Raw genomic sequence first — 25,296 nt, 5'->3', positions numbered from 1 at the left:
CCGCTCGCAACCACAAGGAACCTCGGAGAACCCGCCACCGGAACGGTCATCCGGGATACCGGCCTGCCCCACAACCGCGAAAGGCACCCGAAAACCAAGATCGGAAATCACGCGGTGGATCGAGGCTCATTGGCAAGGCACTCGACAACAGGGGCGCCAGCGACGGGGTGGCGGGCCTGCACCGCCCTCACAAGGATGTCCAGCGGACTGGCGCCCCTCGCCGGCATCGCCACAGCCCTGCGCGTAGACCAGCAGGCGGTCACCCAGGGGATCACCACCCCCTACAACTCCGGGGTCAATGAAGGCCGCATCACCGACGTGAAACAAACGCATCATGGCAGGACGCGCCGGTGTCCCCCTCCTCCGCCACCGAGTCGTCCTGATCGCCCGCCTACGCCGCCGTTACGCGGCTCCGGCGACCGCCGCGCCGAGATGATCTCCGGCTACGAAAATCTTGCCAGAGCCACGTTCAGCCGTACTTTGCCTGAGCAGATGCCTCAGCACGCCGACACCTCGCCCAGCACGGCAGCAAGGATGACCCGGTAGGGCCGCCCCGCCCCTGACGCCAACCTGCCGCCGACGTAGCGAGTTCATCAGCCTGCCCTGGAACTCCGGCGGAACCGAAGGCGCCGTGAACCGCATCAAGAAGATCAAGCGACAACTTTACGGACGAGCCGGATTCGAACTACTCCGCAAGATGATCCTGCTCTCGTAACCCGCGGTGACCGCTCCCCGTGATCCGTGCCATCCCCCCGCTCTGGCGGATCTCGGGCTGTACGTGAAGTTGGCGCATCTGATGGTGAACCACCACCAACCGGTTCCGCATACCCGCGCAGCCCGCGCACGTGGACTGAAGTCGACGGTGTACGACGTGATCGGGTTCCCGCCCGCGGTGGATCCGGCGGGGTTGGCGGTCACCGCGAATCCGCGCCGGCGGTCTTCGGCGTGACCGACAGCTTCGCGGTCAGGGGCGGTGCGGAGGGCGCGAAGGCGACAGCTGCGGCCATCCACTGATGGTCGCAGGTGCCAGCGGCCGCGTAGGTGCCAGGGGCGATGACCGTCTGGTAGCCGGTGGCCAGCTGATCGTGGGAGACGAACAGCGTTGGCAGGGCGGTGAATCCGCTCGACCAGGTCGCCGCCGTGCCGCCCTGAACGCCCGCGACACCGAATACCAGCTCGGAGTTGACGGTGGTGGTCGGCGTTGATCCGGAGTTGAAATTGGTGCCAGCGACGCCGGTCGTGGCGGCGTGCTGGTCGACCGCCTTGACGTTGGTCAACTCGTCCACGGCAAGGTGCTGCTCGCCGGTGGACGGGTAGCCGACGGTGATCGTGTCCGAGGTCGTCAGTGCCTTGACTCCGGTCGCGGTGAGAATCAGGATGCGGTCGTCGGCGCCGTCGGTCTGGTCCGCTGCCGTGGTGTAGGTGTTGCCCCGGCTGTCGGTCGCGCTGACCGTCCCGGTGTGGGTGTTGGTGAGCATCATCGGCACCACGAGGGTGTCGCCGGCGGCGACCGCGTGCCTGACCGGCAGTTTCGTCGACGTCGTGTACGCGGTCCCGGTCGCTGAGGCGATGCGGGCGACGTAGCCGGGCGCGCCCGGTGCCGGGGTTGTCGCGGCCGGGTTGGTGGCCGTGACTGCCGCCTCGTAGGTGGCGAGCACCGTTCCGGCTCCGATCGCGGCGCCGGCCATCAGCGCGACCAGATGGGTGAGGACACGGTAGCGCCGCGGCGAGCGGCCGGCGTGCGGTCGAGTGCAGGTCCAGTCGGGCTCTTGTGGGACCGTGGCCGCGCTCTCGGTTTCACTTTCGCAGTCATTGAGGGTCTGTGCAGGGGCAGGCGACTGGCCGGCTTGCTCTCCGATCGAGGTGCGCTGGATTCTGGCCCATGCCTCATCCCACGAGGATATTTGGCTCTCGCTGACACAGCAGGCCCGAAGAATGGCTGTGGAGCGCGCCAACGGCGGCAGTTGCGTACGGGCAGCGTCCAAAGTGTGGGCAATCGTGCTTCGTGGCAATCCGGTGCGACGCTGCAGTTCCCTTAAGGAGAGCCCGCTTAGAGCTTTGACGGCGCGTAGCGCCTCAACGAACTGTCCCGGGGAGCGCAGCGAAGCCGGATCGGGGCGATGGGCGGCATCCGGCGTTAGCGCGAGCGAGGAATCATCGGAATGGGAATCAGGCATGGTTTCTATCCCCCCAGCAGACTTTGACAGCCAACGAGCGTAGGTAGCGTGCACCGGTTCGTCCAAGCCCGTCCAAGCACGCTGTCCAACTCCTTGGACGGGGAGCATAGGCCAGCAAGATCAAATCCGCTAGGCCCGAACACGTTCCCAATGGGCCCTTGGCGCTACGGCCGGGCCCCGCCCGCACGTGGGTGTCCAAGAATGACCGGGAACGTCCAATCCCATTGCCGACCCTGCGCGCGGCCCATGAAACTCAGACCACCCCAGTGACCACACGGCCCGCTCCTGAAAGCAGGAGCCGGGAGCAGAGGGCCGTCACCGGATGCCGGCTGGCACCACGGCCCTCCCCGATCAAGATCGAAGACCCCCAAACTCAAGATCCAAACAGAGCACAGCACTGCTGTGCAATCCCGGAAAGGACAAGAAGTTGCGATCCTGCACGAAGAGAGTGGCCATCCAACTGGTAGCGCTCATCCTTGGACTGGCGGGAGGCGGTGCCGTGCTGACGGCACCAGCCCATGCCTCAGGTTGCCTTCGCACCGTCGGAGCCATCAAGACCGTCAAAGAATGGTGGAACGGACACACCATCGGCGTGTTCTACCAGGGGTATGACCAGTGTACGTACTCGGCGTATGCCGAGATGCACTTCTCCGACGTGGGCATGGCAGGCCACGCGAACTACAACTCGCATATCGGGATCTCTGACATGGGCAACGGAGGTCCGTCCAACACAACCTACGGCGCACCGGGCGCCGTCTCGTACTGGAACACATCGAAGCTGGGCATTAGTGGCACCAGTGAGAGCTTCATGGCTGACTTCCAGCTCGCCTTCGACAACACGGTCATATGCAACGGATACACCGGCTGGTACTACGGAGCCGGTAATCCTCAAGGAGATGGCGTGGCCTGCGGAGACGCATCCCACCCGATGAAGTAGCCGCCCGTGGCTAGAGATTATTAATGGCTGGGGTTAGGGCGCGTATCGGGTTGTGATCAATCTGCGGGATTCGCCCTCGTGACGGGGCCTGGTCCGGTAGATCGTGTTGCGTGACGCGAGTACAACTGACGGACGTTGAGTGGGAGTTCATCGAGTCGTACCTGCCGGTCGGCAGGTACGGCCCGTATCCCGAGCGGCTGCGGCAGCAGTTCGAGGGCGTGATCCGGCGGTTCAAGACAGGCGCGCAGTGGCGGGAGATGCCGAAGGAGTTCGGTGCGTGGTCGACCGTCCACAACCGCTTCCGGCAGTGGCGTGACGCAGGCGTCTTCGAGGCCCTGCTGGAGGGCCTGATCACGGAAGCCGCGGAGCGGGGAGAGGTGGCCCTGTCCCTGGTCAGCATCGACTCCACCACCGCACGCGCTCACCACGACGCCGCCGGAATGCACCTGGGCGAAGACCTCATCACCACGTTGGAGGAGGCTGCCATCGAGGAAGAAAAAGCCAGGTCAAAGGTGGCGGCTCCGAAGGACAAAACGAACAGGACGCCGAAGCCGATCCCGAGCGGGAAGAGCGACGACGCCTCCGGCGTCGGCGAAAACTCCGGCTGAAGGCCGCCCTTCTCGGGCGCTCCAGGGGCGGCCAGACCAGCAAGGTCCACCTCGCCGCCGACCGCAAGTGCCGCCCGCTGGCGTTCGTCCTGACTGCAGGACAGGCCGCCGACAGTCCGCAGTTCATCCCCGTACTGGGGAAGGTACGGGTCCGCGGACCCGTCGGCCGTCCCCGCACCCGGCCGGACGCAGTCGCCGGGGACAAGGCCTACTCGTCACGGGGAAACCGCGCCCACCTGCGGAAACGCGACATAAAGGCGGTCATTCCGGAGAAGAGGGACCAGGCCGCCAACCGGAAGAAGCTCCAGGGGCGGCCGGCCCGTCAGCCACGACGCAGACCTCTACAAAGACAGGAACACCGTCGGTGCCGCCCTGCCTGCGCAGCCCGGCATCCGTGGTGGCTGCGCAGGCGCAGTGGTGTGGATCACGGCAACGCATCGGGCGCGGGTGGCGACTGCGGGGTGCAAGGTCACCCGTGCGAGAGGTTCCCGCTACGGCAGCCCCTGGACGCCATCAACTCACCTGCAAGCGTTTCACCGCCGCAGCGGTAGCCCTGGCCGCGCTGGGCGGCGGGGTCGCCTATGGCCGGGATCCGGCAGTCGACGGGTGCACGCTGCACTGCCGGTGGGCTGCCGGGCAGCGAGAGAGGTTGTCGCCTTGCTGATCGCTGGTCTGGCCATCGGTGGTGGGTCATGACGCTGTCGACGGTGGGGCTGTGCTGCCCTCCGGGACGGGATCGGCCGTAGCCGGTCTCTCCCGGATGACCGCCCGGTCGCCTTGCGGCCCGAACAGGTGAAGGATCTCCACGGCGCTCGTGCCCGCCGGACCGAACCAGTGCGGTTCCCTCGTGTCGAACTCGGCCACTTCTCCGGGGCCGAGGAGGGATTCGTGCTCGCCGAGGATGAGACGTAGCTCGCCTGCGAGAACATAGAGCCACTCGTAGCCGTGGTGAGTGACCAGTTTCGGCTCGCGGGCGCTCAGTACCTGCTTGAACACCTGCACCCTGCCGGGGTACTGCGTCAGGGGCACGAGGGTGCTTCCTTGCGCTTTGCGCAAGGGCGTGAGATGCACCCGGGGGTCACCGGTGGCCGGCGCGGCCACCAGTTGGTCGAGCGCGATGCGGTGCGCACGCGCGAGCGGGATGAGCAGCTCCAGGGTCGGGCGTCGTTTGCCCGATTCGAGACGGGACAGCGTGCTCACCGAGAACCCGGTCGTAGCGGCCAGTGCCTCCAGCGTGAGCCGGCGGTCCCGGCGCAGCGCGCGCAGTCGGGGCCCGATGCCGTCGAGTATCTGTTCCAGTTCCTCGTCCAAGGAGTCCATGGGGTCCATTTTGCAGGTTCCGCAAAAGTGCTGGGCTGTGATCGTCGTCGGGCCCGAGCATGGCCGCACCGATGTTCCCGGACTATGAGAGGCAGGCCGTGACCGCGACCGCGACGACTCAACCTGTTCAACCTGTTCCACCCGTTCTGAGCGCGCGGAGGCGCTGGACGGTGCTGGCCGTCTGCTGCCTGAGCATGTTCCTGGTGGGCCTGGACACCACCATCGTCAACGTGGGCCTGCCCGCCATCGGGCGCGGCCTGGATGCCGGGACCCGCCGGCTCGAATGGACCGTGGACGCCTACACCCTGGTCCTGGCGAGTCTGCTGATCTCCTCCGGTGCGCTGGCGGATCGCTTCGGACGCCGGCGGGTGTTCCAGGTCGGTCTGGTCGTGTTCGGCGCGGCCTCGCTGCTCTGCGCGATCGCCCCTTCGGTGGGTGCGCTGACCGCGGCCCGTGCGGTCCAGGGCATCGGCGCCTCGATGCTCAGTCCCGTGGCGCTGGCGATTGTGGTGAACGCGATGCCCGACCCGAGGGAGCGGGCGCGGGCGATCGGGGTCTGGGCGTCGGTCTTCGGGCTCAGCATGGCCGCCGGCCCCGTCACGGGCGGCGCCCTCATCGAGGTGTTCGGCTGGCGGTCGGTGTTCTGGGTCAACGCGCCGGTCATCATTCTCGCCCTGGTCCTCAGCTCGCTGTTCGTGCCGGAGTCCCGGGCACCCAGGGCGCAGCGGCTCGACCTGCCGGGTCAGGCGCTGCTGATAGCGGTCATCGGGGTCGCGGTCGGCGTCCTCATCGAGGGGCCGCACATCGGTTGGACCTCGCTCGCGGCCATTTCCGCGTACGCGTTCGCCGCCGTGGCGGCGGTCGCTTTCGTGTGGGTGGAATCCCGCCGGCGCGAGCCGCTGATGGATCCACGGCTCTTTCGCACTCCGGCGTTCGCCGGTGCGGCCCTGGGCGCAGTAGCGGTCTTCGTCGCCCTGAACGTGACGCTGCTGCTCAATACCCTCTACCTGCAGCACGGCCGGGGATGGACCCCCTTGGCCACCGGAGTGGCGACCTTGCCCATGGCACTCGGGGCGACCGTCTGCGCACCCGTGTCCGGCCGGATGGTCGGCCGGGTCGGAGCGCGGCTGCCGCTGCTCCTGGCAGGTGGCTTCATGACGGCGGGCGGACTGTGCCTGGTCGGGATCGACCAGGACACGAGCGTGACCGTGCTCCTCCTGGCGTACGTGCTCATCGGCATCGGGTTCGGGTTCGCCAACGCTCCGATCACCAACACCGCGGTGAGCGCACTGCCTCCGGCGAGGGCCGGGGTGGCCGGGGGGATCACCTCCACCGCACGCCAGTTCGGCGCCGCGGTCGGCATCGCCATCGCCGGCGGTCTGGTCGCCGGTACCGATCCGGCGGGGCTGGCGCATGCATCGCGTCCAGGCTGGATCCTGGTCTCCGCCTGCGGACTGTTCCTGCTCGCCGTGGCCCACGCATCGCGCCGGCCGTCACGCTCGTGACCTCGAGGCCACCGTCGGCACCGACCTGGGACGGGATCGGGGGCTCGCTGCTGGCGGCCCGCCTGCCGAGCCGGTTCGGGTACGGCGCGGTGCTGGTGTCCGCGGCGCTGGGCGAGGGCGTATTCCTGTGTGTACCGGCGCTGCACGGTTCTTCCGCGGTGACGGTTCCGGCGCTCCTTGCGGTCGACTTCGTGTTCGGGACCTCCAGCCAGTTGGTGACGGTCACGGTTATGGCCGTCCGGCAGGCCGTCACGCCGGACGGGATGCAAGGGAGCGCGGCCGCGACCATCACGTTTGTCGGCATGGGGCTGACCCCGCTCGGCTCGTTGCTCGGCGGATTTCTCACGATCCTGTTACCGGACCGCTGTACCCGTGGGGACAAGTCTTCCCGCGCTGACACTGATCCTTTCCGGGCGGCGGGTTCCGCGTCTACTGCCTTTGCTGCCAGCCTGGTTGTGCGTCGCGCCTTCGTGCTGCCGTCGTGAAGTGCCAGGGCAGCGGGGTGGGCGTCTGCCACAGTCGGCCGGCGCGCGGCGTGAACGGGACGAGTAGTGCCGAAGGCTGTCGCGAGTTGGTCGAGCAGCGGTGCTGCGATCGAGGGGGTGGGGGCACGGTTCGAGGGCGTGTTGCGGAACTGGTCCCGGTCATGGGCACCGGGAGAAGACGGCCGGCTCCGTGACTCCGCCATCTTTTCGATCACCGCCGCGGAGCGGCCGGACTGCCGGACCAGGCTTGAACAGCGGATCGCTCGAAGCCTGGAGCGGCGCCGGCAATCTGCGGCAAACCTCCTCACCCCGAGCTGAGCACGCCCACCTCACCCTCGTCCGACCAATGCGGCAGCGCGAGAGAGACTGTCCACGTCGACCCCTACGCGTTGGGGGATGTTCACACATACACCGAAAGCACCGGGTCCGCACGGGTCCGCACGGGTCCGCACCCAGCGGACGCTGCAGCGCGGCCCCGGCTTCGCGGGCTGCCGGGCCGCTGAAATCCGAGTTGCCGGCATCCCACCCGACAACAGCAACAGAACAACAGAGGAGTACTGACGACATGGCGAACCGCTGGGTCGGAGTGACCATCGACTGCGTCGACGTGGAACGGGTGGCGGGCTTCTGGAGCGTGCTTCTGGACCGCTCGCCGGGGCCGTCCGAGCCCGGCTGGGTCTACCTCGGCCATCCCGGCGACCCGCAGCCCCGCCTCGTCTTCCAACCAGTGACGGAGCCGAAGCTCGGTAAGGTACGCCTGCACCTGGACGTCGCGGTCGACGACCTCGACCAGAGCATCGCCCAGGTCATCGCCCTCGGCGGCCGGTTCACCGGCGAACGGCACGACTACGACGAGGGTGCGGTCGTCGTGATGGCCGATCCGGAAGAGCACGAATTCTGCCTGGTCCAGTACTACTGACCCGCGCCACGTCCCGCCGTGTCGCACGGGCCTCCGCAACACCTTGCGCGGTCAGTCCCGGTCGCAGAGGTCCAGGCGGTCAAGCAGCCCGGCGTCGGTGAAGGCGGCAATCAGTTCGTCACGGCCCTCGGTGAAGTGCGCCCAGCTGTTGTAGTGGACGGGCACCACCCGGCGGGCACTGAGGATCCGGGCAGCATCGGCGGACTGTGCGCTGTCGAGAACGATCAGCGCGCCGTCGAAGAGGACGGGGAAGCGGGGAGCCCCGGCGAACAGGATGGCGGTGGCCGGCATGCCGCAACTGTTCTTGCGGGCGATCGTGCTGATGGCGTGGGAGATGTCTCCGATGCGGTGGCCGATGGTGGCCGTGGCGATGCCGTCGTCCAGGGCCTGCTGGGTGGCGGCGATGCTCCGGCGGTGGGTGGGACTGGAACCGCCGTGGTGACGGGTGGTGCGGTGGCGGGCTCGACGGTTCCTCACCGGCGTGAGGGGGTGAGTGTGACGATGCTCGCGCCGGAGTATCAGCGGATCATGTCGGTGCTGGAGGCGGGAGCGGCGGCCGGCCGGGGCGGGATGCGGGCCGGGGAACTGGCGGCGGCACTGGGGCTGGAGCTGGTGCCGGCGAAGATCGAAGGGCTGCGGCGCAGGGCGAAACGCCTGGTCGACCGGGCATGGATCGCCCAGCACCGGCCCGGAGTGTTCAGCATCCTGACGCCGTGACGGCGTGGATCAGAGTCCTGGTGCTGCGGCTGCCCGGGTGGCGCGTGCGGTGGTGCGGCGGGCGAGGCGCCGGCTCATGAGCGTGGTCATCGACCACAGGATCATCGCTTCGCTGGTGGCGGGCAGGGTTTCGTAGTCACGGGCCAGGGGGCGGGAGCGCATCAGCCAGCCCAGGGTACGCTCGACCACCCACCGTCTCGGGAGCACCACGAAGCGCGGCTGGTCACTGCGCTTGACGATCTGAAGGACGAGGCGGAGCTTGTCCCTGGCCCAGTCGACGAGCATGCCGGTGTAGGCCGCCGTCCGCCCAGACCAGGGTGATCGTGCCGTATCGGCGCCGACATCGCCGATACGGCGACCGACGGGATCCCGGAGTACGCCTTCGGGCCCCGTAAACGCGACGGCTGGGCCCCAGCGCGCGATTTCACGGGGCGCCACGGCGCGGCCGACCGCGGCACGACGGCGTTCGAGAACTCGCCCCATCTCGCCTTGCTCGGTACGGCTGCCGACCGGCCCGAGGACTGGTTGCGTGCCGGTCAGGCGTTGGAGCGCGTCCTGCTCGTGGCTACCATCCATGGACTCGCCACGTCACTGACCTCTCACGCCCTGGAATGGTCCGACCTGCGCTGGGTCGTCCGCGACCCGCAATCGGCCAGGGGATCCGTACAGATGGTGCTGCGTCTCGGATACGGCCCCCAAGGCCCGGTGACACCACGGCGAACCGTGCGTGACGTGCTCACCAGCCTCTACCCGGCTCGCACAGAGATCGACCGCGAGGCTCTGCGCGCTCGATTCCGGGCCGGCGCCGCCCTGCGCCGGTACGAACGTGTCTCCAGCGTGCGGATACACGAGACAGCCGACCCGGAGGTCGTGATCATCGATACGACCTGCACCGGCGGCTCGCCGCCACAGGAGCGCCGTTCACGCTGTCGTTCCTGATGGTGATGACCGTCCGGGACGGCCTGATCGTGCACACACGCGACTACGCCGACCCGATCGCCGGCGCGAAGGCCCTCGGACGCCTTCCGGCACTCCTCGAAGCTCTTGACCAGCGCTGATGGAGAAGTCCGGCTGGAGTAGCGCCTCAGGCTCACCAACCCTCACGCCAGGCAGTGCTCGCGCTGCTCCCGCAACTCCGTTACGTCCGCGCCCGGCAGGGTCAGCGCGTGGTCGAAGTCGGCCAGCGCGAGATCTCGTTGGCCCTCGGCCTGGTAGGCGATGCCGCGGTTGAGCAGCACGTCCGGGTCGTCGCCGACCAGGTCCAGGGTGGCGGTGAGGTCCTGGACAGCAGCCTGGTAGCGGTCCTGCTGGTAGTGGACGACGGCGCGGTTGAGCAGGGCCGCCGGGTAGCCCGGGTCGAGGTCAACGGCCGAGTTGAGCGCCTCGAACGCCTCGGCGAGCGCACCGCGTTGCAGCAGAATGGTGCCGCGCATGCACAGCAGCCGCGGCTCCGCGGGCCGCAGTTCGAGGCCGACTGCCATGTCGGCCTCCGCCGCGTCGAACTCCTCGAGCTCGAGGAGCAGTTCGGCCCGAGCGAGCCGGGTGTCGACGTCGTCCGGCTCCATCTCCAGGACGTAGCCGAAGTCCGCCAGCGCACCCTCGGTGTCGCCGTTCTCGACTCGCGCCGTGCCGCGGTTGTGGAAGAGCTCGGGGAACGGCGGAGCCAGCTGTACCGCTCGGTCATAGTCGGCCAGGGCGGCGGCGAAGTCGCCGCGCGCGCGATGGATCCGGGCCCGCTCGGAGAGGTAGTCGGTGTAGTAGGGGTCGAGGTCGACGAGCGTCGAGTAGTCGGCGAAAGCCTCGTCCAGCCGGCCGGTGGCCGTCAGCAGCCGCGCCCGGTTGTACAGCAACTGCGAACGGTGCAACTGCCACTGATTGTCCGTCAATTGCGCGTCCAGTCTGGCCATGCAGGACTCGACGAGTTCCAGAGCGCGCCCCAGGTTGCCCCGGTGCATCTCCACCAGCGCCAGGCCGTTGTCGTGGAAGACGCTGAAGGTGAGCCGCTCGGCCAGGTCGGGCAGGATGCCGGCGATGGCGGCGGCGTTATTCTGCCAGCGTAGCGCCTGGTTGTGGTCGCGCGGCCGGAGGAAGCGGGTGTGCAGCATCGCGATCGAGTAGCTGGTCATCATGTGGACCTTGGGGTCCGGGTAGCGCTGGAGCAGGTCCAGGTAGAGCTCCATCGACTGGTCCAGCCGGTCGAGCGGGACGCAGGCGTGCGCCGCCTGCTGGGTGAAGTCCCAGAAGTCGTGCTGCTCGGCGTCCGGGTCCGTGACGGCCCGGCCGCGCAGGCCGAGATCCACCACCATCGCCGAGAAGCCGACCTCGACGCAGTAGCGCTGGGCCGCCAGCAGGGCGAGCCGACCGGCGCCCGACGGATCGCTGCCGTGCTCGCGGTGGTAGGCGAGGGCGCCGACCCGGACGCCCCAGCCCGGGGACGTGTCCTCCAGCTCCTGTGCGCGCCGGTCGTGCAGCCGCGCGCGCAGGGCCGGCTCCGCCCGCTGGTAGGCGATCAGCTCGTCGGGGTCGCCGCCTGTGCCGTCGCCGGACACGTACGCCTCGGCCAACCCGCCCGACCCGGTCTCGCCACGCGGGGTTCCGGATCCGGGCGGCGGCGCCCCGGCGTCGGTCCGCTCGGTGCAGCGGTCCAGCACCCGCGCCAGCTCGTCGGGCAGCTCGCCCTCCGCTCCGCGGACCACCACCAGTAGCTGCCGCGGGTCGGCGCGGCGCACCAGCAAGGCGATGAACTCCTGCGTGGTCGGCTCCGCCTCCGCCACCTCGTCGAAGACCAGGCAGGGGGCCGGCTCGCCGCTGGACCGCATCCGGCGGGCGTACTCGAGCAGGAAGGTGACGATGCCCTGGCTCATGCAGCGGATCATCCCGGCGCCGAAGAACCGAGTGCGCTCCTTGATCGAGGACTCGTTCGCCAGGGTGCGCGGGGCCGGCCCGATCAGCTCCGCCAACTCCGGTATGCCGTATAGCAGTTCCACCCGGTGGTGCTCCACCAGCTCGGGCCACCGACGGGCCGCCCCGGGCAGCACGGCCCGCAGTACGGTGTCCACTCCGGTGTACGGACCGCGCAGCCGCCGGTGGCAGCGGGCCACGACGGCGTGCTCCTCGGTACCGGCGTACCCCGGCCGGGCTGCCGGGCTGCCGCCCATGATCCTGCGATGACCGGCCATGTCAGTTCACCCTTCGCTCGGGGAGGTCGTGGACAAGGAGCGGGACGGCGGCGCCGAGGCCGCCCCGTACGAGGCGCGGCGCTTGCGCCGGGAGAGCACGATCAGCGCGACGACCTGGGCCACGTTCATACCCAGCGACAGCAGCGAGTCCCAGAAGTGCGGATCGATGCGCCCGGAGCCGATGCCCTGGCCGGCGATGCGAAAGTAGCTGACGGTGACCGGGATACTGGCGAAGACCGTGATAGTGGCCAGCACGCAGAAGCCGAGCAGGATGAACGGCCCGTAGAAGGTGCCGACCCGGTGGTCCTGTTCGGTCCACTGCTCCTCGTCGGCCTGCCGTTCCGGGCGGCGCAGCAGGCGCCAGACCCGGTTCTTCAGCAGCGCCTTGGCCGCCTCGTGCAGGTCGTAGCAGCGCAGCGCGGTGGCGAAGACGTAGTAGAGGTCGGTGCGCAGATAGAGCTGGAACTGCCAGCCGATCCGCATCACCACGGTGAACGCCAGCGCCAGGCAGACCCGGCTGGTCAGAGGGAAGCTGCCGTCGGCGTGCCGGCCGGCCGCCGCGATCAGCCCAAGCACCCCCAGCACCACGGCATCGCAGACCATCCCGGCCAGGAACGGCAGGTAGCGCTTACGGCGTTGCACGCTCATCAGGCCGTTGGTCTGCGTCTCGGCCACGATGTAGGTGAGCCGGTTGCTCAGTCGCAGCTTGGTCGGCAGGCCCAGGCGCCGGCCGGCGAGAATATGGAAGCCTTCGTGGGCGAGCAGCAGCGGGATCTGTCCGAAGGTGATCACGAGTTGGACCGCGAGCAGCGACTTGACGAAGAAGACCTGTGAGGGGGCGGGCCGCAGTTCGCCGTGCTGGGTGACGGCCACCAGCCAGCCGGCCACAACGGCCAGATAGCAGAGCCAGGCCACCGGCGAGAAGGCCGCACGGCCCAGCCGGCGGAAGCGGACTTCGGTGGCGGGTCCTGCCGGTTCTGCGGCGTCCTCGCGGACGAAGCCCAGGTCGTTGAGCGTGGCCACGAAGTCCTCGATGTCGACCGGCTCGTCGAAGGTCCGCTCGTACCACTCGGCGGCCTCGTCCAGTGGCAGGCCCTCGGAGAGCTGCCGCAGCAACTCGGCGCCGTCGGCGGGGAAGACCGCGTAGGTGCCGGTGTCCAGCCGACCGACCACGACCCCGTCACCCTCGGGGACAAAACTCAACTCGTACACCGCAAGGGTGGATCCGCTCACATCGCCCCCAGTATCGGCCGGCACCCGGCGTACCCGGGCGCACCGGTGATCCGGCGCACCCGGGCGAGACTTACCGCGCTACCGTTACGCGTTGGCGCTGTACGGGCACTGACAAGCGGCCGACGTCAGGCGGATGTCGCCGGTGCGGCGGACGGTGATCTTCTTGGTGGCCTTGAGAGCGGTGGTCGACTTCATGGTGAACCTCCCGGCTTGGTGGCTGCCCCGGCCAGCGGCCGGGCGGGACTCAACATCCCAAGTCGGATGAGGTGCGTCAAGGCATCCGCCATCAGCTCAGATAGGTCGGAGAGTGCCCGATACCTCCTTTCCATCCATCTGAGCTGCCGCATTCTGCTTCCGGATTCCGCGGCTGGAGCTCGCGGTGGCCGAGAATATGGCTCAGACCCTACGGGTGCTCCCCGCAACCGCGGGGATGATCTCAAAGCCCGCGAACTCGCCCCGGTCGACACCGATTGTTCTGCGCGCCAGCGGAGTTGGTCCCCCCACAGGTACCACAGCCAGCCGGTCCAGCGGATTGGTTCCGTTCCGGCCGCTGCGCGGGGCACCTTCAGCCGTTACGCGGCGAACGGAACAGGAACCGCACGCCGAGGTCAGGTACCCGAATCGTTAGGCGCGGAACTCGTCCATGAGCATCCGCAAGGTGAGTGAGGTTTTCTCAACGAAATGATCTCGTGAGGTGACTCGGCCAGGGGATCCCGCGAGCCGCGATGAGTCCTGCGGCGTCCGACGGTCGTACTGTCGAACCAGTTACCGAGGAGGACTTCTGATGCGCAGCGTGACCTATTCGATGGGCGTCTCTCTTGACGGCTACATCGTCGGACCGGACGGCGGCTTCGACTGGACGGCGCCCGACGAGGAGGCCTTTCGCTTCGTTACCGACGAGATTCGAGAGGTCGGCGTCCACCTGTTGGGACGACGGCTGTACGAGACGATGCTGTACTGGGAGACCGCCGACCAGGATCCATCACTCGACGACTCAATGCTCGAGTGGGCCGCGATCTGGAAGCCGCTCCCAAAGGTGGTGTTCTCCACCACGCTGTCGGCGGTGCAGGGCAGTGCCCGCCTGGCCTCCGGCGGCCTGGCGGAGGAGATCGAGCGGTTGCGAGCCGAGCCGGGTGAAGGCGCTATCGCGATCGGCGGCGCGACTCTCGCCGCCGAGGCGGCCGCGTTGGGTCTGATCGACGAGTACCGGGCCAGGGTCTACCCGGTGCTGGTTGGCGGTGGCATTCCGTTCTTTCCCCAGCGCGAGCGCCGGGTGGATCTCGAACTCGTCGAGACCCGCACCTTCAGCTCGAGAGTCGTCTACCTCCGCTACCGCGTGGCGCGCTAGCCGGCTCGTCCGCCGAGCCCTTGGAGGAACGGGCCAGCCAGTGACGTCTTCTCAGCGAAATGATCTACGCGAAGCGGCGTGAACGACCCCGCGTATGAGCAGGACGGGCGAGCCGCCCCCGCCTACAGGCAGACGTAAAGCCCCTGGTAGGACAGGTCTCACCACAAGATCATGTCCGTAGCCACCAGAGGCTTCACGTTGGTCACCTATGTTGCCACGCTCGACGTCCCGCGCCATGTCGTGGATCACCTGTCCCGCCTGCTGGCCGCGCACCGACGCCGGATTGGAACGCCGCGCGGCAGCCGGGCGCTGGGCCCGTTCCGGCAGGCGGTGCTGGTGTTGCGCTGGTTCCGCGAACGCGGCTGCGTGCACTGCCTGGCCCGAGACGCCGGCGTCTCCCAGGCAACCGGCTACCGCTACTTGCACGAGGGCATCGATGTCCTCGCCGACCAGGCCCCCGACCTGCACGAAGTCCTGACACACTGCCAGCAGGCCGGAATGACCCGCCTGATCCTCGACGGCACCCTGATTGAGTCCGACCGGGTCGCAGGCGTCCGCGAGAACGGCAACGACCTGTGGTTCAGCCAGAAGCACAAGTCATTCGGCGGCAACGTGCAGTTCCTGTCCGCCCCCGACGGCACCCCGCTGTGGGTCTCCGACGTCGAGCCCGGTTCCACCCCCGACATCACCGCCGCGCGAACCCATGCCTTGCCCGCGCTGTACAAGGCCGCAGCCGCCGGCCTGCCCACCTTGGCCGACAAGGGCTACATCGGCGCCGGGATCGGCATCCTCGTGCCGGTCCGCCGCCCGAAAGGTCGGACCGAACAAGCCCTGTGCCGATCATCCAAATCCTCAGCTTGCCACTGGCGCCGTTCGTGCTGGTCGGATTCCCTGGCGGACACCCGCGGCCCGGCCAGCTCGGCGATCAGAGCACCCAAGTGTTCCTTGGAGATCCCGCACAGGGCGGAATCTCCAAGGCCGCGCGGGCCCAATCTGACTTCACACTCCGATGCTCCCGGGCGGCTGGTCGTGTCCTGTCACCGGGGTGGCGCACCGACGAAAGCTGGCGCCCTAGCCTGGCGGGGGTCCTCTTACCGGGTTTAGCGATGCAGGAAGACAGGTGCACCGTCAGGGGCGGTCCAGTGCGCTCGCTGGGTATCGGTTCGGCGCCAGCCGGTGCGCTCGTAAAGCGTGATGGCGCTGGATCGCTCGTCGGCGGCGACTTCCAGGACGAGGACGATGCCGTGGTCGGCCGCCCACTGGCGCGGATGATCGAGCACCCGGGCCCCGAGGCCGTGAGTGCGGGCCTTAGGAGCGACGAATAGCCGGGCGACCGAGGCGACCTGCGGGCTCTCCCCGTTGACGGCCTGCACCATCACATGGCCGACGATGCCGACTTCGTCGGCCACTGCGACCCAGGCACGCAAGCCGTCCGCCGGGGTGAGCCGGCCGACCGGATCCGGGGGCCAGTTCATGAGGTACCCGTCGGATGTGTGCACCGCGAGGAGAATATCGACGCAGCTGTCGAGGTCAGACGGCTGTCGATCACGGATTCGAATCTCGCCCATCAGTTGATCGTCGCCGAGGCCGAAGCGCAGACGTGAGCGCGAAATCCCAGATCCTACTGTGCTGGCCAGCGACTTTAATCGGTGTCTGGGAAGCGCGAGCCGGGAACGACTCGTCAGGCTCAGAAAACCGCCAATCGGGCCTGGTCCCAATCGTGGGGCTACTCGTTAAGCGCCGACTTCCCGGATCATGCTCGGTGAACTGGTGGTGGCGGACCCGCACCCCCGAGCGGACCTGCCCTGCCTGGTCGGCCCGCTGATCAACGCAGAGCCGCGGCGTCCGACCCGCCGCGCGGCGGGACGCCGGCCCGCCTGACTCGCGACTCGCACCTTACGAAGGCAGAGAAGATGACCACGCAGACCCAGCACGTCGACCACGAACTCATCCAGGCCGCGGCGCAGGTCGCGCGCACCCGCTGCCGGGGCGACAACCACACCATGGCGGCCGCGGCCCGCGCCCGAGACGGCCGCATCCTCACCGCGGTGAACGCCTACCACTTCACAGGCGGCCCTTGCGCCGAGCTGGTCCTCATCGGTGCCGCTGCTGCCCAGGGGGCCTACGAGCTGGACACGATCGTCGCTGTGGGCGACCGCGACCGGGGAGTCGTTCCCCCGTGCGGCCGGTGCCGCCAAGTCCTTCTCGACTACTTCCCAGACCTCAAGGTCATTGTCGGCGCAGACGACCGCCTGCGGACCGTCTCCATCACCGACCTGCTCCCAGAAAGCTACGTCTGGGCAAACCACCAGCTCGACACCGAGCAGACCACGTCACCCGGAACGAACTGACACTGCCCAACGGCAACAGGTACGGCCAGGCCCCGGAGCGTATCCGTGTATGCCTGCGAGCTGTCGCGTTGTCCCGATTGATAAGCGCTACGTGTCATTTCGCCGCGGCTTCGGGAGTGCACTCGGGACGACAACTACCCACACACCCAGGGGCGAACCGCGGTGCCACTGCGGACGATAGGTCCGATCGGCTGATCTGCGGTGGTGGCGGTCGGCCCTCAGCGCGGCGCTAAGGGAGGATAGGCGCCGAGCCAGTCGCGCGGCCATGCACGGCCGGCTCACACCCGCCTGATGCGCGTGTGGCTGCCCTGGCGAAGGGGCGGCCGGACGTTGCCGCTCCCCGCGACAACGAGGTTGGCGATGTTGGGGGCAGCAAAGGCGTGCCGACGCGGCCGACTGGGAGGCCACGCAGGCGGCCGTCGCGGGCCCCGGTTCAGGAGCAACCGTGGGTACGAACCGCCGAACCCGCCCGGGCCATGGCGGCGCAACAGCGGTGCTACGGCTTCGGCGGTATGGCAGTACGACAGATGGCGGGAAGCCATTGAGCTGGCGGGACGAGGCGGCGGAGGACACTTTTGGACGGCACAGGTGGGCAATCCCGCGACCGGGAGCCGTTGACGTGCCTGGTCACCGGGGCCAGCGGCTACATCGGCGGGCGGCTGGTTCCCGTGCTGCTCGGCCAGGGCTACCGCGTGCGGTGTCTGGTCCGCTCGCCGGACAAGCTGCGGGACCAGCCCTGGGCGAGGGCGGTGGAGGTGGCGCGCGGCGACGTGACTGATCCGTCGTCGGTGGGTGAGGCGATGGAGGGCGTCGACGTCGCCTACTACCTGGTGCACTCCCTCGGCGCCACCGCCTCCTTCGAGGACACTGACCGCCAGGCGGCGGGGATCTTCGGCAAGCAGGCAGGCGAGCGGGGCGTGCGGCGGATCGTCTACCTGGGCGGCCTCACTCCGGCGGGTGTGCCCGAGGCCGACCTGTCGCCGCACCTGCGCTCGCGCGCCGAGGTCGGGCGTATTCTGCTGGAGTGCGGTGTGCCCGTCACGGTCCTTCAGGCCGCGGTCATCATCGGTTCGGGGTCGGCGTCGTTCGAGATGCTGCGCTACCTCACCGAACGGCTGCCGGTGATGGTCACTCCGCGGTGGGTGCGCACGCGTATCCAGCCGATCGCGGTCAGCGATGTGCTGCGGTTGCTGGTCGGCAGCGCCCGAATGCCGCAGGACGTCAGCCGCGCCTTCGACATCGGCGGCCCGGACGTGCTGACCTACGCCGAGATGATGCAGCGCTACGCGGCCGCCACAGGGCTGCCGCGACGCCTGATCGTGCCCGTGCCCATACTCACTCCGAGCCTGTCCAGCCACTGGATTGGGTTGGTCACCCCGGTACCGCCGTCCATCGCCCGCCCGCTGACCGAGTCGCTGCGCCACGAGGTGGTGTGCCGCGAGCACGACATCACCGCGTACGTACCCGATCCGCCCGGCCACCCGCTGGGCTTCGAGTCGGCAGTCACCCTGGCGCTGCAGCGGGTACGCGACGCCCAGGTCACCACCCGCTGGTCCTCGGCCGCGGTACCGGGCGCCCCCAGCGACCCGCTGCCGACCGATCCCGACTGGGCCGGCGGCAGCCTCTACACCGACCTGCGGGAGCAGCCGGTGGATGCCTCCCCCGAGGCGCTGTGGCGGGTGATCGAGGGGATCGGCGGCGACAACGGCTGGTACTCCCTCCCGCTGGCCTGGGCGGCACGAGGGTGGCTGGACCGGCTGACGGGCGGTGTCGGGCTGCGCCGTGGCCGCCGTGACGCGACGCGGCTGCGCGTCGGTGATTCGCTGGACTTCTGGCGCGTGGAAGAGATCGAACCCAGGCGACTGCTGCGCCTGCGTGCGGAGATGCGGCTGCCCGGCCTGGCCTGGCTGGAGATGCGCGTCAGCACCGACGACCGCGGCCGCACCCGCTACCGGCAGCGTGCCATCTTCCACCCGCGCGGCCTGCTCGGCCACCTCTACTGGTGGAGCATCTCCCCCTTCCATGCCGTCGTCTTCGGCGCGATGGCGCACAACATCGCCCGCGCGGCCGCCGCCGAACCCACCGTCCGGGGGGAGTCGGCAGCCGCGGGTTGATGCTGTGTCAGTCACCCGGGGCAGTCACTGGCGCCGCTGCATCCTCAGCCCATCGACGGCCATGGAGGCCGTGCCCCATCCCCTCCCCGAAGTGTTTGCAGGTCATGAGCGTTCACGTGGTGCTGTTCACCGGCGACCTGCGTCTGCACGACCACCCCGCGCTGCGGGCAGCACTCGACAGCGCCGAGGAGGTGGTGCCGCTGTTCGTACGCGACCGTGCCATCGAGCGATCCGGATTCGCCGTCCCGAACCGGCTTGCGTTCCTCGCCGACTGCCTGGCCGATCTCGACGCCGGCCTGCGCGAGCGCGGTGGCCGCCTGGTGGTGCGCAGCGGAGACGTCGTGGAGCAGGTGTGCCGCGTGGCCACCGAGGCCGGCGCCGACGAGCTCCACCTGGCGGCCTCCGCGAGCCGGTACGCCCACGACCGCGAGGAACGGCTGCGCGGAGCACTGGAGCGTCAGGGCTGCCGACTGCTCGTGCATGACGCGGTCGTGCACGCCGTGGCACCCGGCACGGTCACCCCCGCCGCCTCGGACCACTTCGCCGTCTTCACCCCGTACTACCGGCATTGGTCCCGGCAGCCGCTGCGGCCGGTCTGCCCGGCGCCACGGGCAGTACGGGTACCCGACGATGTCGGCTCAGAAGCGCTGCCCGACCGTACACAGGTGGCGGGGACCTCACCCGGCCTGGCCCGCGGCGGCGAGCAGCAGGCACGCAGACAGCTCACCACCTGGCTGCGCGGCGGCATCGACGCCTACGACGACCGGCACGACGACCTCGCCGCTGATGCCACCTCCCGCCTCTCCCCCCACCTGCACTTCGGCACCCTCTCGCCGGTGGAGTGCGTCCAACGGGCCCGGAGCCACGGCGGACCCGGCGCTGAGGCATTCGTGCGCCAACTGGCTTGGCGCGACTTCCACCACCAGGTGCTGGCCGCCCGTCCGCAGGCGGCTACCGCCGACTACCGCACCCGCCACGACCGCTGGCGCGGCGCCTCGGCCGACCGTGACATCGCCGCGTGGCGCGAGGGCCGCACCGGCTTCCCGATCGTGGACGCGGCGATGCGCCAACTGAGCCACGAGGGCTGGATGCACAACCGCGGCCGCCTGCTGACGGCGAGTTTCCTGACCAAGACGCTCTACGTCGACTGGCGGGTCGGAGCCCGTCACTTCCTTGACCTGCTGGTCGACGGAGACGTCGCCAACAACCAGCTCAACTGGCAGTGGGTGGCCGGAACCGGCACCGACACCCGACCCAACCGGATCCTCAACCCCATGCGTCAGGCCCGCCGCTATGACCCCGACGGGGCATACGTCCGGCGCTGGGTCCCCGAACTGCGGGACCTGGACGCGCCGGCCATCCACCAGCCGTGGAACCTGCCGGGCCCGCAGCGGGCGGCCCTGCGCTATCCGGATCCAATCGTCGAACTGGCCGACGGAGCCGACCGCTTCAAGCAGGCGCGAGCCCGCGACTGACTCTCAGGGGTGAGGAGGGGCGTGGTGGCCGGCGTCCAGAACCGGGTGATCATGGGTGGCCAGTTCGGGCTCGGTCGCGAACGCGGTGTCCGGGTCGAGTCCAGCGGCCTGGCAGCGGTCGGACCGGTCGGTCCACGAGCGCGGGATGTACAGCTCGCGGTCCACCGAGGCGCGTCCGCGTCGGCCTGCGTAGACCAGGGAGACAGCGACTTGGGAGTTTTCGATCCTGCCTGGAGCCTGTAGCTGAATAACTGTCAGAGTGGATCTGCTGGGCGATCTTCTTGGAATGGCTGGAGAGTTTTGCTGTTCCAGGGTGCGGGCGGGTGATCCGGGCAGCGGAGTGACGACGACACGGTGCAGGTCCAGAAGGCGATGGCCGTCTTGGAATTGATTGGACAGGTTGGTGCGGCCGACGCCCAGCAGCTGGGCCAGGAGCGTGCTGGTGACCGCTCTGCGGCGGCGCGATAGAGCTGCCAGGAGGCGATGGTAGTGGTCCAGGCCGCGGGGGAGCGGCGGTGGCTGCCGGCCGTGCGATCAAACCCGGCGTACTGCGGCCGCGTCGAGCACACTACGCGTGAGCCGGTCCACGGCGGGATGGTCCAGGTGCCGGGGCCAGTCGGTGGTGCCAGCGTTGAAGACCAGTGCCTGCCCGCGTCGGTGGTAGGCGATCGTGGCGCACCGTGGCGATCGCAGCTGCGGTTCCCGGGGGCCGGGGTACCAGCGGGCGGGCGGTGTGCACGCCACGGCGGAGGTCGCTGTCCTCACGCGGGACCTCACCGAGCAGGAGATCGGGGGCAGCGGTTGCCGCGGACCTCCAGGCTGCGCTCGGCAAGCAAGCCCCGACCGCAGACGGCGAGCGCCCGGATCACCGCCGCGCGCGGCGAGATGGAGGAACTGCGCGCGGAGCAGGAGCTGCGCGCCCGGATGACCGCGCGTCAGCGAGCACCGGGCGCGGAAGCTGGACGCGAAGGTACGGGATCGTGAGCGCTCCACCGCCGCGGGGGAAGTCCGGCCCCGCTGCTCCTGGCGTCGACGGGGCTGGGAGCAGCGGGACCGGTCAGGCGTCGGCGGGGATTTCGGGTACGTCGACGGTGATGCTGGCGAGGTTGGCCTCCCAGTGCTCCACGGTGAGCTGGTCCTCGCGGATCACGTACTTGTCGGGGAGGAAGTCCCAGGGCAGGCCCCAGGTCATGGCCTTGGCCCGGACTCCATTGTCGCGGGTGATGACCGTGACCTGGTGCGGTGCGATGGCCTGCTGCAGGTGTGCGGCCCGGGCCACTATCTGGTCGGCGTTGTTCGGCAGGCGCCGGTGTCCGAGTTCGTCAGGACCTGCACCTTGGTGCCGTCCTGGAGTAAAGCGCGCGGGTTCCAGGATTCCTGTGCGGGTAGGGTCGCGAACCCGACTGTCGGGTCGAGGAACTGCGGTCAGTGGCGGGCGGGTTCGGTCGGGATCAGCCTCTCACTTCACCTGGCCGGTTTGCAGCCAGGTGATGTAGTCGGCGGTCGCGCGCTCGGTGTCGTAGGCGGGCTGATAACTGGTGTCCTCGCGGAGACGGGTGATGTCGAGGTAGTTGTGCGCTGTGCTCCCGCCGGTGGGGAGATCGACCTGCGCGTCGGGGATGATCTTCTTGATCGCGGCGATGACCTCGGCGTTGCTGGTGGCCCGCCCCGAGGCGACGTTGTAGGTGCGGTGGTTGAGCTTGTCCGTGAGCTGCAGCAGTGCGATCGCCCGGCCGGTGTCTTTCACGTAGCACAGGTCGATCGCATCCTCGGCGTGCGCGGGATGCAGGAGCCCGGAGAGGTCCGGCGTGCGCCCGGCCGCGGCGGCATGGACGAGCTGGGAGGCGGCGAAGAACGGGCCGGGCCGCTCGTGCGGGCCCCAGATGCTGGAGATGCGGTAGTTGATGATGTCGATGCCCGTCGCTCCAGCGAGATGGCCGTTGAGCAGTTCGCCGATCTTCTTGAAGGTCGGGATGGGGCGCGGGGCGTTCAGCAGCACCGGCATGTCCTCGGTGAGCGGGCCCTCGGCGGTGATGCCCGCGTAGACGCCGATGGTGCTCGCGACGCCCACGCGCCCAACGCCCCACTCCTGGGCGGCCTGCAGGATGTTGAACAGCCCGCCCAGCGCCTCGCGCGCGGCCTGGACCGGCGGCTCGTCGCTCGGCGGCCAGGGCATCGAGCCGGCGAGGTGCACGATCCCGGTGATCCGGTGGCGCTTGCCGATGTCGAGCAGGGCGCTCAGATCGGTGACGTCGGCCTGCTCCACGGTGACCGGTGCGCTGAAGCGGCCAGCCGGCGGTTCGGCGTGGCTGCGCTGCACCAGAACGCATTCCTCGCCCGCGTCGAGCAGTGCCTGCACGGTGTGGGAGCCGATGAAGCCCAGTCCTCCAGTGATGAGGATCATCACTACCTCTGGGGTATGTCGAACGAGGTAGGGCCGGGCTCGGCCGTCAGCAGCCGCTTGGGCTACCTGTTCAAGCACGCCGGGATGCGGCTGGCACAGCTCAACGAAGAGGCGCTGGCGCCGTTGGGTATCGATGCCCGCGAGCTGGCCGTGCTGCTCCTCATCGCCGACAACGAGCCCGCCTCGCAGCAGCAGGCGGCGCAACGGCTGGGCGTGGACCGCACGACCATGGTCGCGCTGCTCGATGCACTCGAAGGAAAGGGACTTCTGTCCCGCCGTCCCCAGGTCGGGGACCGGCGCCGCAACGTCGTCGAGCTGACCAACGCGGGCCAGGACACCCTGCGTCGGGCCACCCGGGCGAGTGACGACGCCGAGCACGCGTTGCTGGCATCGCTCACTGCGCTGGACGCCGACCGTCTGCGGGACCTGTTGAAGACCGTCGCGACCCGCAGCGACAACAGCGAGGACTGACCACCGTGGCGTCAGCTGGCTCCCGGACCACCACCGAAGCGGCGCTTCTCGGTTTCCCGCCCGGCTGCCGAGCTGGCGGCGGGCTCCGGTCCAGCGTATGGGTGACCCGGTCTTCTCCGGGGGGCGGTGGCGATGTAGCGCATGGCGGTGCTCTCGCTCGCATGACCCGCCGCCAGGCCCGGCCCCAGCGGCGGATCCAGCAGGAACCGGTCGCCCTCGCCGCGTGACCGCGGCCACCGAGACCCGTCGGCCCCATGAGGCACGACCTCGTCCGCTGGCGGCGGCAGGGCAACCCCTTCCCAGGATGCCCTGCCTGGACCCGCCGTTCGGATGGGCAACCATAGACGCCCATCCGAACGCCAAGCCGACGATCAACCGCACCGGCAAGGCTGTGACCAGCCAAAAGAGGTTTGAGCACAGCTTCTGACGCACGCCCCGTGATCCGAACTCAATACAGGTCCTAGCCGGGTTGTTGATCTGGCCACGGTTTGGGTCATGCCTTTGAGGCTGACCACTGCGCCCATGTCGGTGTCCAGACCTCGGTGTTGGGCGGGCTCGGTCGTCTGGTGTCGAGGTAGTCGCGGAATTTGGCGAGCGCGGGGTGAGGGTTGCCGTCGCGCCAGATCAGTGACATCGGGTAGATCAGTGCCGGGTCGCGCACCGGTATGCGCCGCAGGTCGTAGCTGTCCGGCCACAGATACCGCGAACCCTCGCCGACAAGGGTCGCCAGTTCCGAGGAGTCCGCGATCTCGGCCAGCAATGCCTCGTAGCCGAAAACAGGCCCGACGATGTCGAGGGTGAGCCCGAAGGTGGCGGCGAGCTCGTCGAAGTACCCGGCCACCTCGGTCCCGGCAGCGATGCCGGGCATCCAGATTCGGTGTCCGGCAAGTTGCGTAGGCGTGACGGTGTGGGCGTTGGCGAGTGCGTGGCGGGGTCCGACGAGTAGCTGGTGCGGTTCGTCGATCACTCGGGCGGTCTTGATTGCGTCTGGCAGATGCTGCTGCGGGGCAACAGCGTGGAAGCTGGCGTCGATCGTCCCAGCCTCGACAGCGGTGATTGCCGCATCGACGTCGGCACTCAGCAGGGTCACGACATCCAGCTCGATCTCAGGATGTATGCGGTGGAAGTCCTGCAAAAGCACGGCTGGCGCGATGCGCCGGCTGACGACATCGACGCGTAGAGCGCGCCGACCAGGACGCACCGACGCGTCGGCCCGTTCTTCTACCCGCAGGAGTTCCCGGGCGTGGGGCAGGAATGCCTGCCCGTCGACGGTGAGTTGGGCCCCGCGGGCCGTGCGGGTGAACAGACGCACCTCCAGGTCTTTCTCCAATGCGGCGATGCGCTTGGAGACGGCCTGCTGGGTGATCGACAGGTCGGCGGCGGCTTCCTGGAACTGGCCCGCGTCCGCGACGGTGACGAAGGTGCGTACGGCTTCGAGATCCATGCCGATCCACCTTAGTGCACAACGTTTGGTTGTGGCTCACTGGCAGAGTGGTTGTTTGACTTGCTGTTGTGCTGCTCGCTTTGCTCTCACTGGTCAACGTCAGTTGGTTCGGGTGGGACATCAAGGGGTGCGCTGAGCATGGTGGGCAGGAGACCGTTGGGCCGGCAGTTCGGGTGGCTGTGGGCGGCGTATGCGGTCAGCACGTTCGGCACGTGGCTCGCGTTCGACGCGTTCGCCCTGATCGCGATCCTTGTGCTGCACGCCGGGCCGACCGAGGTATCGGCGCTGGCAGCCACGGGGCTTGCGGTGGGGGCTGCGGTAGCGGTGCCGCTCGGGCCGTGGGTGGAGTTTCGCCGCAAGCGGCCGGTGATGGTTGCGATGGACCTGATCCGGTTCGTAGCACTGATGAGCGTCCCTGTCGCGTACGCGCTCGGTCTGCTCAGTTTCGTCCAACTCCTGATCGTGTCCGTCGTCGTCGGTGCGGCCGACATCGCCTTCAATGCGGCCAGTGGCGCGTATCTGAAGGCGCTCGTGCGGCCTGAGGACCTCCTCGTCGCGAACGGGCGATTCGAATCCACGACCTGGACCGCCACCGTACTCGGACCGCCG

The 25,296-nt window shown here is 68.9% G+C and carries 21 protein-coding genes and 6 pseudogenes; 16 read left to right on the top strand and 11 right to left on the bottom strand.

Features of this window, described 5'->3' with window-relative positions:
* Positions 1–914: 914 nt before the first annotated feature.
* Positions 915–1,688 carry a hypothetical protein gene (locus QMK24_RS36465; protein WP_283471164.1) on the bottom strand — a complete coding sequence of 258 codons (774 nt, stop codon included), beginning with the start codon at positions 1,686–1,688 and terminating at the stop codon, positions 915–917.
* Positions 1,689–2,625: 937 nt separating this feature from the next.
* On the opposite strand from QMK24_RS36465, the gene QMK24_RS36460 reads away from it, so the two are divergent.
* The 3 genes from QMK24_RS36460 to QMK24_RS36450 all read left to right on the top strand — a co-directional run bounded on the left by QMK24_RS36460 (position 2,626) and on the right by QMK24_RS36450 (position 4,273).
* Positions 2,626–3,114, top strand: a complete 489-nt coding sequence (locus tag QMK24_RS36460; RefSeq protein ID WP_283471162.1) for a hypothetical protein — start codon at positions 2,626–2,628, stop codon at positions 3,112–3,114.
* A 110-nt stretch (positions 3,115–3,224) separates the two neighbouring features.
* Entirely contained in the window at positions 3,225–3,722 is a 498-nt protein-coding gene (locus tag QMK24_RS36455) for a transposase (RefSeq protein WP_283471161.1), read from the top strand.
* Positions 3,719–4,273 (top strand): transposase, encoded by a 555-nt coding sequence (locus QMK24_RS36450; RefSeq protein ID WP_502989171.1) that lies wholly within the window; start codon positions 3,719–3,721, stop codon positions 4,271–4,273. The genes QMK24_RS36455 and QMK24_RS36450 overlap by 4 nt, the downstream gene beginning before the upstream one ends.
* A 139-nt stretch (positions 4,274–4,412) precedes the next feature.
* On the opposite strand, the gene QMK24_RS36445 is transcribed toward QMK24_RS36450, so the two are convergent.
* Entirely contained in the window at positions 4,413–5,051 is a 639-nt protein-coding gene (locus QMK24_RS36445; protein ID WP_502962669.1) for a helix-turn-helix domain-containing protein, read from the bottom strand.
* A gap of 161 nt (positions 5,052–5,212) precedes the next feature.
* Here QMK24_RS36445 and QMK24_RS36440 point away from each other — a divergent pair, with 161 nt between their 5' ends.
* From QMK24_RS36440 to QMK24_RS36425, 4 genes and pseudogenes are all read left to right on the top strand, one after another.
* Positions 5,213–6,547 carry an MFS transporter gene (locus QMK24_RS36440; protein WP_283471158.1) on the top strand — a complete coding sequence of 445 codons (1,335 nt, stop codon included), beginning with the start codon at positions 5,213–5,215 and terminating at the stop codon, positions 6,545–6,547.
* A 41-nt stretch (positions 6,548–6,588) separates the two neighbouring features.
* Positions 6,589–6,891: pseudogene (locus QMK24_RS36435) on the top strand (MFS transporter); the annotation flags it as partial.
* Positions 6,892–7,092: 201 nt separating this feature from the next.
* A pseudogene (locus QMK24_RS36430) lies at positions 7,093–7,350 on the top strand (GNAT family N-acetyltransferase); the annotation flags it as partial.
* A gap of 247 nt (positions 7,351–7,597) precedes the next feature.
* A complete protein-coding gene (locus QMK24_RS36425) occupies positions 7,598–7,951 on the top strand; it encodes a VOC family protein (protein WP_283471157.1) in 354 nt (117 codons plus the stop codon).
* A gap of 51 nt (positions 7,952–8,002) precedes the next feature.
* Here QMK24_RS36425 and QMK24_RS36420 read toward each other — a convergent pair.
* Positions 8,003–8,233 (bottom strand): annotated as a pseudogene (locus tag QMK24_RS36420) (MBL fold metallo-hydrolase); the annotation flags it as partial.
* A gap of 213 nt (positions 8,234–8,446) precedes the next feature.
* On the opposite strand from QMK24_RS36420, the gene QMK24_RS36415 reads away from it, so the two are divergent.
* Positions 8,447–8,668, top strand: a complete 222-nt coding sequence (locus QMK24_RS36415) for a hypothetical protein (RefSeq protein ID WP_283471156.1) — start codon at positions 8,447–8,449, stop codon at positions 8,666–8,668.
* A 9-nt stretch (positions 8,669–8,677) separates the two neighbouring features.
* Here the strand turns inward: QMK24_RS36415 and QMK24_RS36410 are convergent.
* Positions 8,678–8,881 (bottom strand): annotated as a pseudogene (locus QMK24_RS36410) (transposase); the annotation flags it as partial.
* Between the two features lie 117 nt (positions 8,882–8,998).
* On the opposite strand from QMK24_RS36410, the pseudogene QMK24_RS36405 reads away from it, so the two are divergent.
* Positions 8,999–9,406 (top strand): annotated as a pseudogene (locus tag QMK24_RS36405) (Acg family FMN-binding oxidoreductase); the annotation flags it as partial.
* A 362-nt stretch (positions 9,407–9,768) separates the two neighbouring features.
* On the opposite strand, the gene QMK24_RS36400 reads toward QMK24_RS36405, so the two are convergent.
* Together QMK24_RS36400 and QMK24_RS36395 are read right to left on the bottom strand one after the other, a co-directional pair.
* Entirely contained in the window at positions 9,769–11,847 is a 2,079-nt protein-coding gene (locus tag QMK24_RS36400) for a tetratricopeptide repeat protein (RefSeq protein ID WP_283471155.1), read from the bottom strand.
* A gap of 6 nt (positions 11,848–11,853) precedes the next feature.
* Entirely contained in the window at positions 11,854–13,080 is a 1,227-nt protein-coding gene (locus tag QMK24_RS36395) for a hypothetical protein (protein WP_283471154.1), read from the bottom strand.
* Positions 13,081–13,864: 784 nt separating this feature from the next.
* Here QMK24_RS36395 and QMK24_RS36390 point away from each other — a divergent pair.
* On the top strand, positions 13,865–14,428 hold the full coding sequence (locus QMK24_RS36390) for a dihydrofolate reductase family protein (protein WP_283471153.1): 564 nt from the start codon (positions 13,865–13,867) through the stop codon (positions 14,426–14,428).
* Between the two features lie 171 nt (positions 14,429–14,599).
* Positions 14,600–15,532 carry a transposase family protein gene (locus tag QMK24_RS41615; RefSeq protein WP_349362009.1) on the top strand — a complete coding sequence of 311 codons (933 nt, stop codon included), beginning with the start codon at positions 14,600–14,602 and terminating at the stop codon, positions 15,530–15,532.
* Here the strand turns inward: QMK24_RS41615 and QMK24_RS36380 are convergent.
* Positions 15,529–15,927 carry a GNAT family N-acetyltransferase gene (locus tag QMK24_RS36380; RefSeq protein ID WP_283471152.1) on the bottom strand — a complete coding sequence of 133 codons (399 nt, stop codon included), beginning with the start codon at positions 15,925–15,927 and terminating at the stop codon, positions 15,529–15,531. The two genes, QMK24_RS41615 and QMK24_RS36380, sit on opposite strands and share 4 nt — an antisense overlap.
* A gap of 414 nt (positions 15,928–16,341) precedes the next feature.
* On the opposite strand from QMK24_RS36380, the gene QMK24_RS36375 reads away from it, so the two are divergent.
* The 3 genes from QMK24_RS36375 (at position 16,342) to QMK24_RS36365 (ending at position 20,368) form a co-directional block, all read left to right on the top strand.
* On the top strand, positions 16,342–16,779 hold the full coding sequence (locus QMK24_RS36375) for a cytidine/deoxycytidylate deaminase family protein (protein WP_283471151.1): 438 nt from the start codon (positions 16,342–16,344) through the stop codon (positions 16,777–16,779).
* Between the two features lie 575 nt (positions 16,780–17,354).
* Positions 17,355–18,893 (top strand): SDR family oxidoreductase, encoded by a 1,539-nt coding sequence (locus QMK24_RS36370; protein ID WP_283471150.1) that lies wholly within the window; start codon positions 17,355–17,357, stop codon positions 18,891–18,893.
* A 104-nt stretch (positions 18,894–18,997) separates the two neighbouring features.
* On the top strand, positions 18,998–20,368 hold the full coding sequence (locus QMK24_RS36365) for a cryptochrome/photolyase family protein (protein ID WP_283471149.1): 1,371 nt from the start codon (positions 18,998–19,000) through the stop codon (positions 20,366–20,368).
* A 57-nt stretch (positions 20,369–20,425) separates the two neighbouring features.
* Here QMK24_RS36365 and QMK24_RS36360 read toward each other — a convergent pair.
* From QMK24_RS36360 to QMK24_RS36350, 3 genes and pseudogenes are all read right to left on the bottom strand, one after another.
* Positions 20,426–20,599, bottom strand: a pseudogene (locus tag QMK24_RS36360) (transposase); the annotation flags it as partial.
* 826 nt (positions 20,600–21,425) lie between these two features.
* On the bottom strand, positions 21,426–21,647 hold the full coding sequence (locus QMK24_RS36355) for a hypothetical protein (RefSeq protein ID WP_283471148.1): 222 nt from the start codon (positions 21,645–21,647) through the stop codon (positions 21,426–21,428).
* A 180-nt stretch (positions 21,648–21,827) separates the two neighbouring features.
* Complete coding sequence (locus QMK24_RS36350) at positions 21,828–22,772, bottom strand: NAD-dependent epimerase/dehydratase family protein (protein ID WP_283471147.1); 945 nt, start codon at positions 22,770–22,772, stop codon at positions 21,828–21,830.
* A 15-nt stretch (positions 22,773–22,787) separates the two neighbouring features.
* Between QMK24_RS36350 and QMK24_RS36345 the strand changes: the two genes are divergently transcribed.
* On the top strand, positions 22,788–23,243 hold the full coding sequence (locus QMK24_RS36345) for a MarR family winged helix-turn-helix transcriptional regulator (RefSeq protein ID WP_283471146.1): 456 nt from the start codon (positions 22,788–22,790) through the stop codon (positions 23,241–23,243).
* 493 nt (positions 23,244–23,736) lie between these two features.
* On the opposite strand, the gene QMK24_RS36340 is transcribed toward QMK24_RS36345, so the two are convergent.
* Positions 23,737–24,687, bottom strand: coding sequence for a LysR family transcriptional regulator (locus QMK24_RS36340; protein WP_283471145.1), 951 nt, complete (start codon positions 24,685–24,687; stop codon positions 23,737–23,739).
* A 138-nt stretch (positions 24,688–24,825) separates the two neighbouring features.
* On the opposite strand from QMK24_RS36340, the gene QMK24_RS36335 reads away from it, so the two are divergent.
* Positions 24,826–25,296, top strand: a 471-nt coding sequence (locus QMK24_RS36335) for an MFS transporter (protein WP_349362008.1), incomplete at its 3' end; no start/stop codon positions are given.

It is taken from the genome of Streptomyces sp. PH10-H1 (assembly GCF_030063355.1).
Taxonomy (GTDB): Bacteria; Actinomycetota; Actinomycetes; order Streptomycetales; family Streptomycetaceae; genus Actinacidiphila.
This window is presented reverse-complemented; position numbering and strand designations above follow the sequence as displayed.

What these genes read in the sequence shown, in the direction of transcription:
- QMK24_RS36465 (WP_283471164.1), bottom strand. Translation starts at nt 1,688, where the DNA reads ATGGCCGGCGCCGCGATCGGAGCCGGAACGGTGCTCGCCACCTACGAG.
- QMK24_RS36445 (WP_502962669.1), bottom strand. Translation starts at nt 5,051, where the DNA reads ATGGACCCCATGGACTCCTTGGACGAGGAACTGGAACAGATACTCGAC.
- QMK24_RS36425 (WP_283471157.1), top strand. Translation starts at nt 7,598, where the DNA reads ATGGCGAACCGCTGGGTCGGAGTGACCATCGACTGCGTCGACGTGGAA.
- QMK24_RS36400 (WP_283471155.1), bottom strand. Translation starts at nt 11,847, where the DNA reads ATGGCCGGTCATCGCAGGATCATGGGCGGCAGCCCGGCAGCCCGGCCG.
- QMK24_RS36390 (WP_283471153.1), top strand. Translation starts at nt 13,865, where the DNA reads ATGCGCAGCGTGACCTATTCGATGGGCGTCTCTCTTGACGGCTACATC.
- QMK24_RS41615 (WP_349362009.1), top strand. Translation starts at nt 14,600, where the DNA reads ATGTCCGTAGCCACCAGAGGCTTCACGTTGGTCACCTATGTTGCCACG.
- QMK24_RS36375 (WP_283471151.1), top strand. Translation starts at nt 16,342, where the DNA reads ATGACCACGCAGACCCAGCACGTCGACCACGAACTCATCCAGGCCGCG.
- QMK24_RS36365 (WP_283471149.1), top strand. Translation starts at nt 18,998, where the DNA reads ATGAGCGTTCACGTGGTGCTGTTCACCGGCGACCTGCGTCTGCACGAC.
- QMK24_RS36350 (WP_283471147.1), bottom strand. Translation starts at nt 22,772, where the DNA reads ATGATCCTCATCACTGGAGGACTGGGCTTCATCGGCTCCCACACCGTG.
- QMK24_RS36345 (WP_283471146.1), top strand. Translation starts at nt 22,788, where the DNA reads ATGTCGAACGAGGTAGGGCCGGGCTCGGCCGTCAGCAGCCGCTTGGGC.
- QMK24_RS36340 (WP_283471145.1), bottom strand. Translation starts at nt 24,687, where the DNA reads ATGGATCTCGAAGCCGTACGCACCTTCGTCACCGTCGCGGACGCGGGC.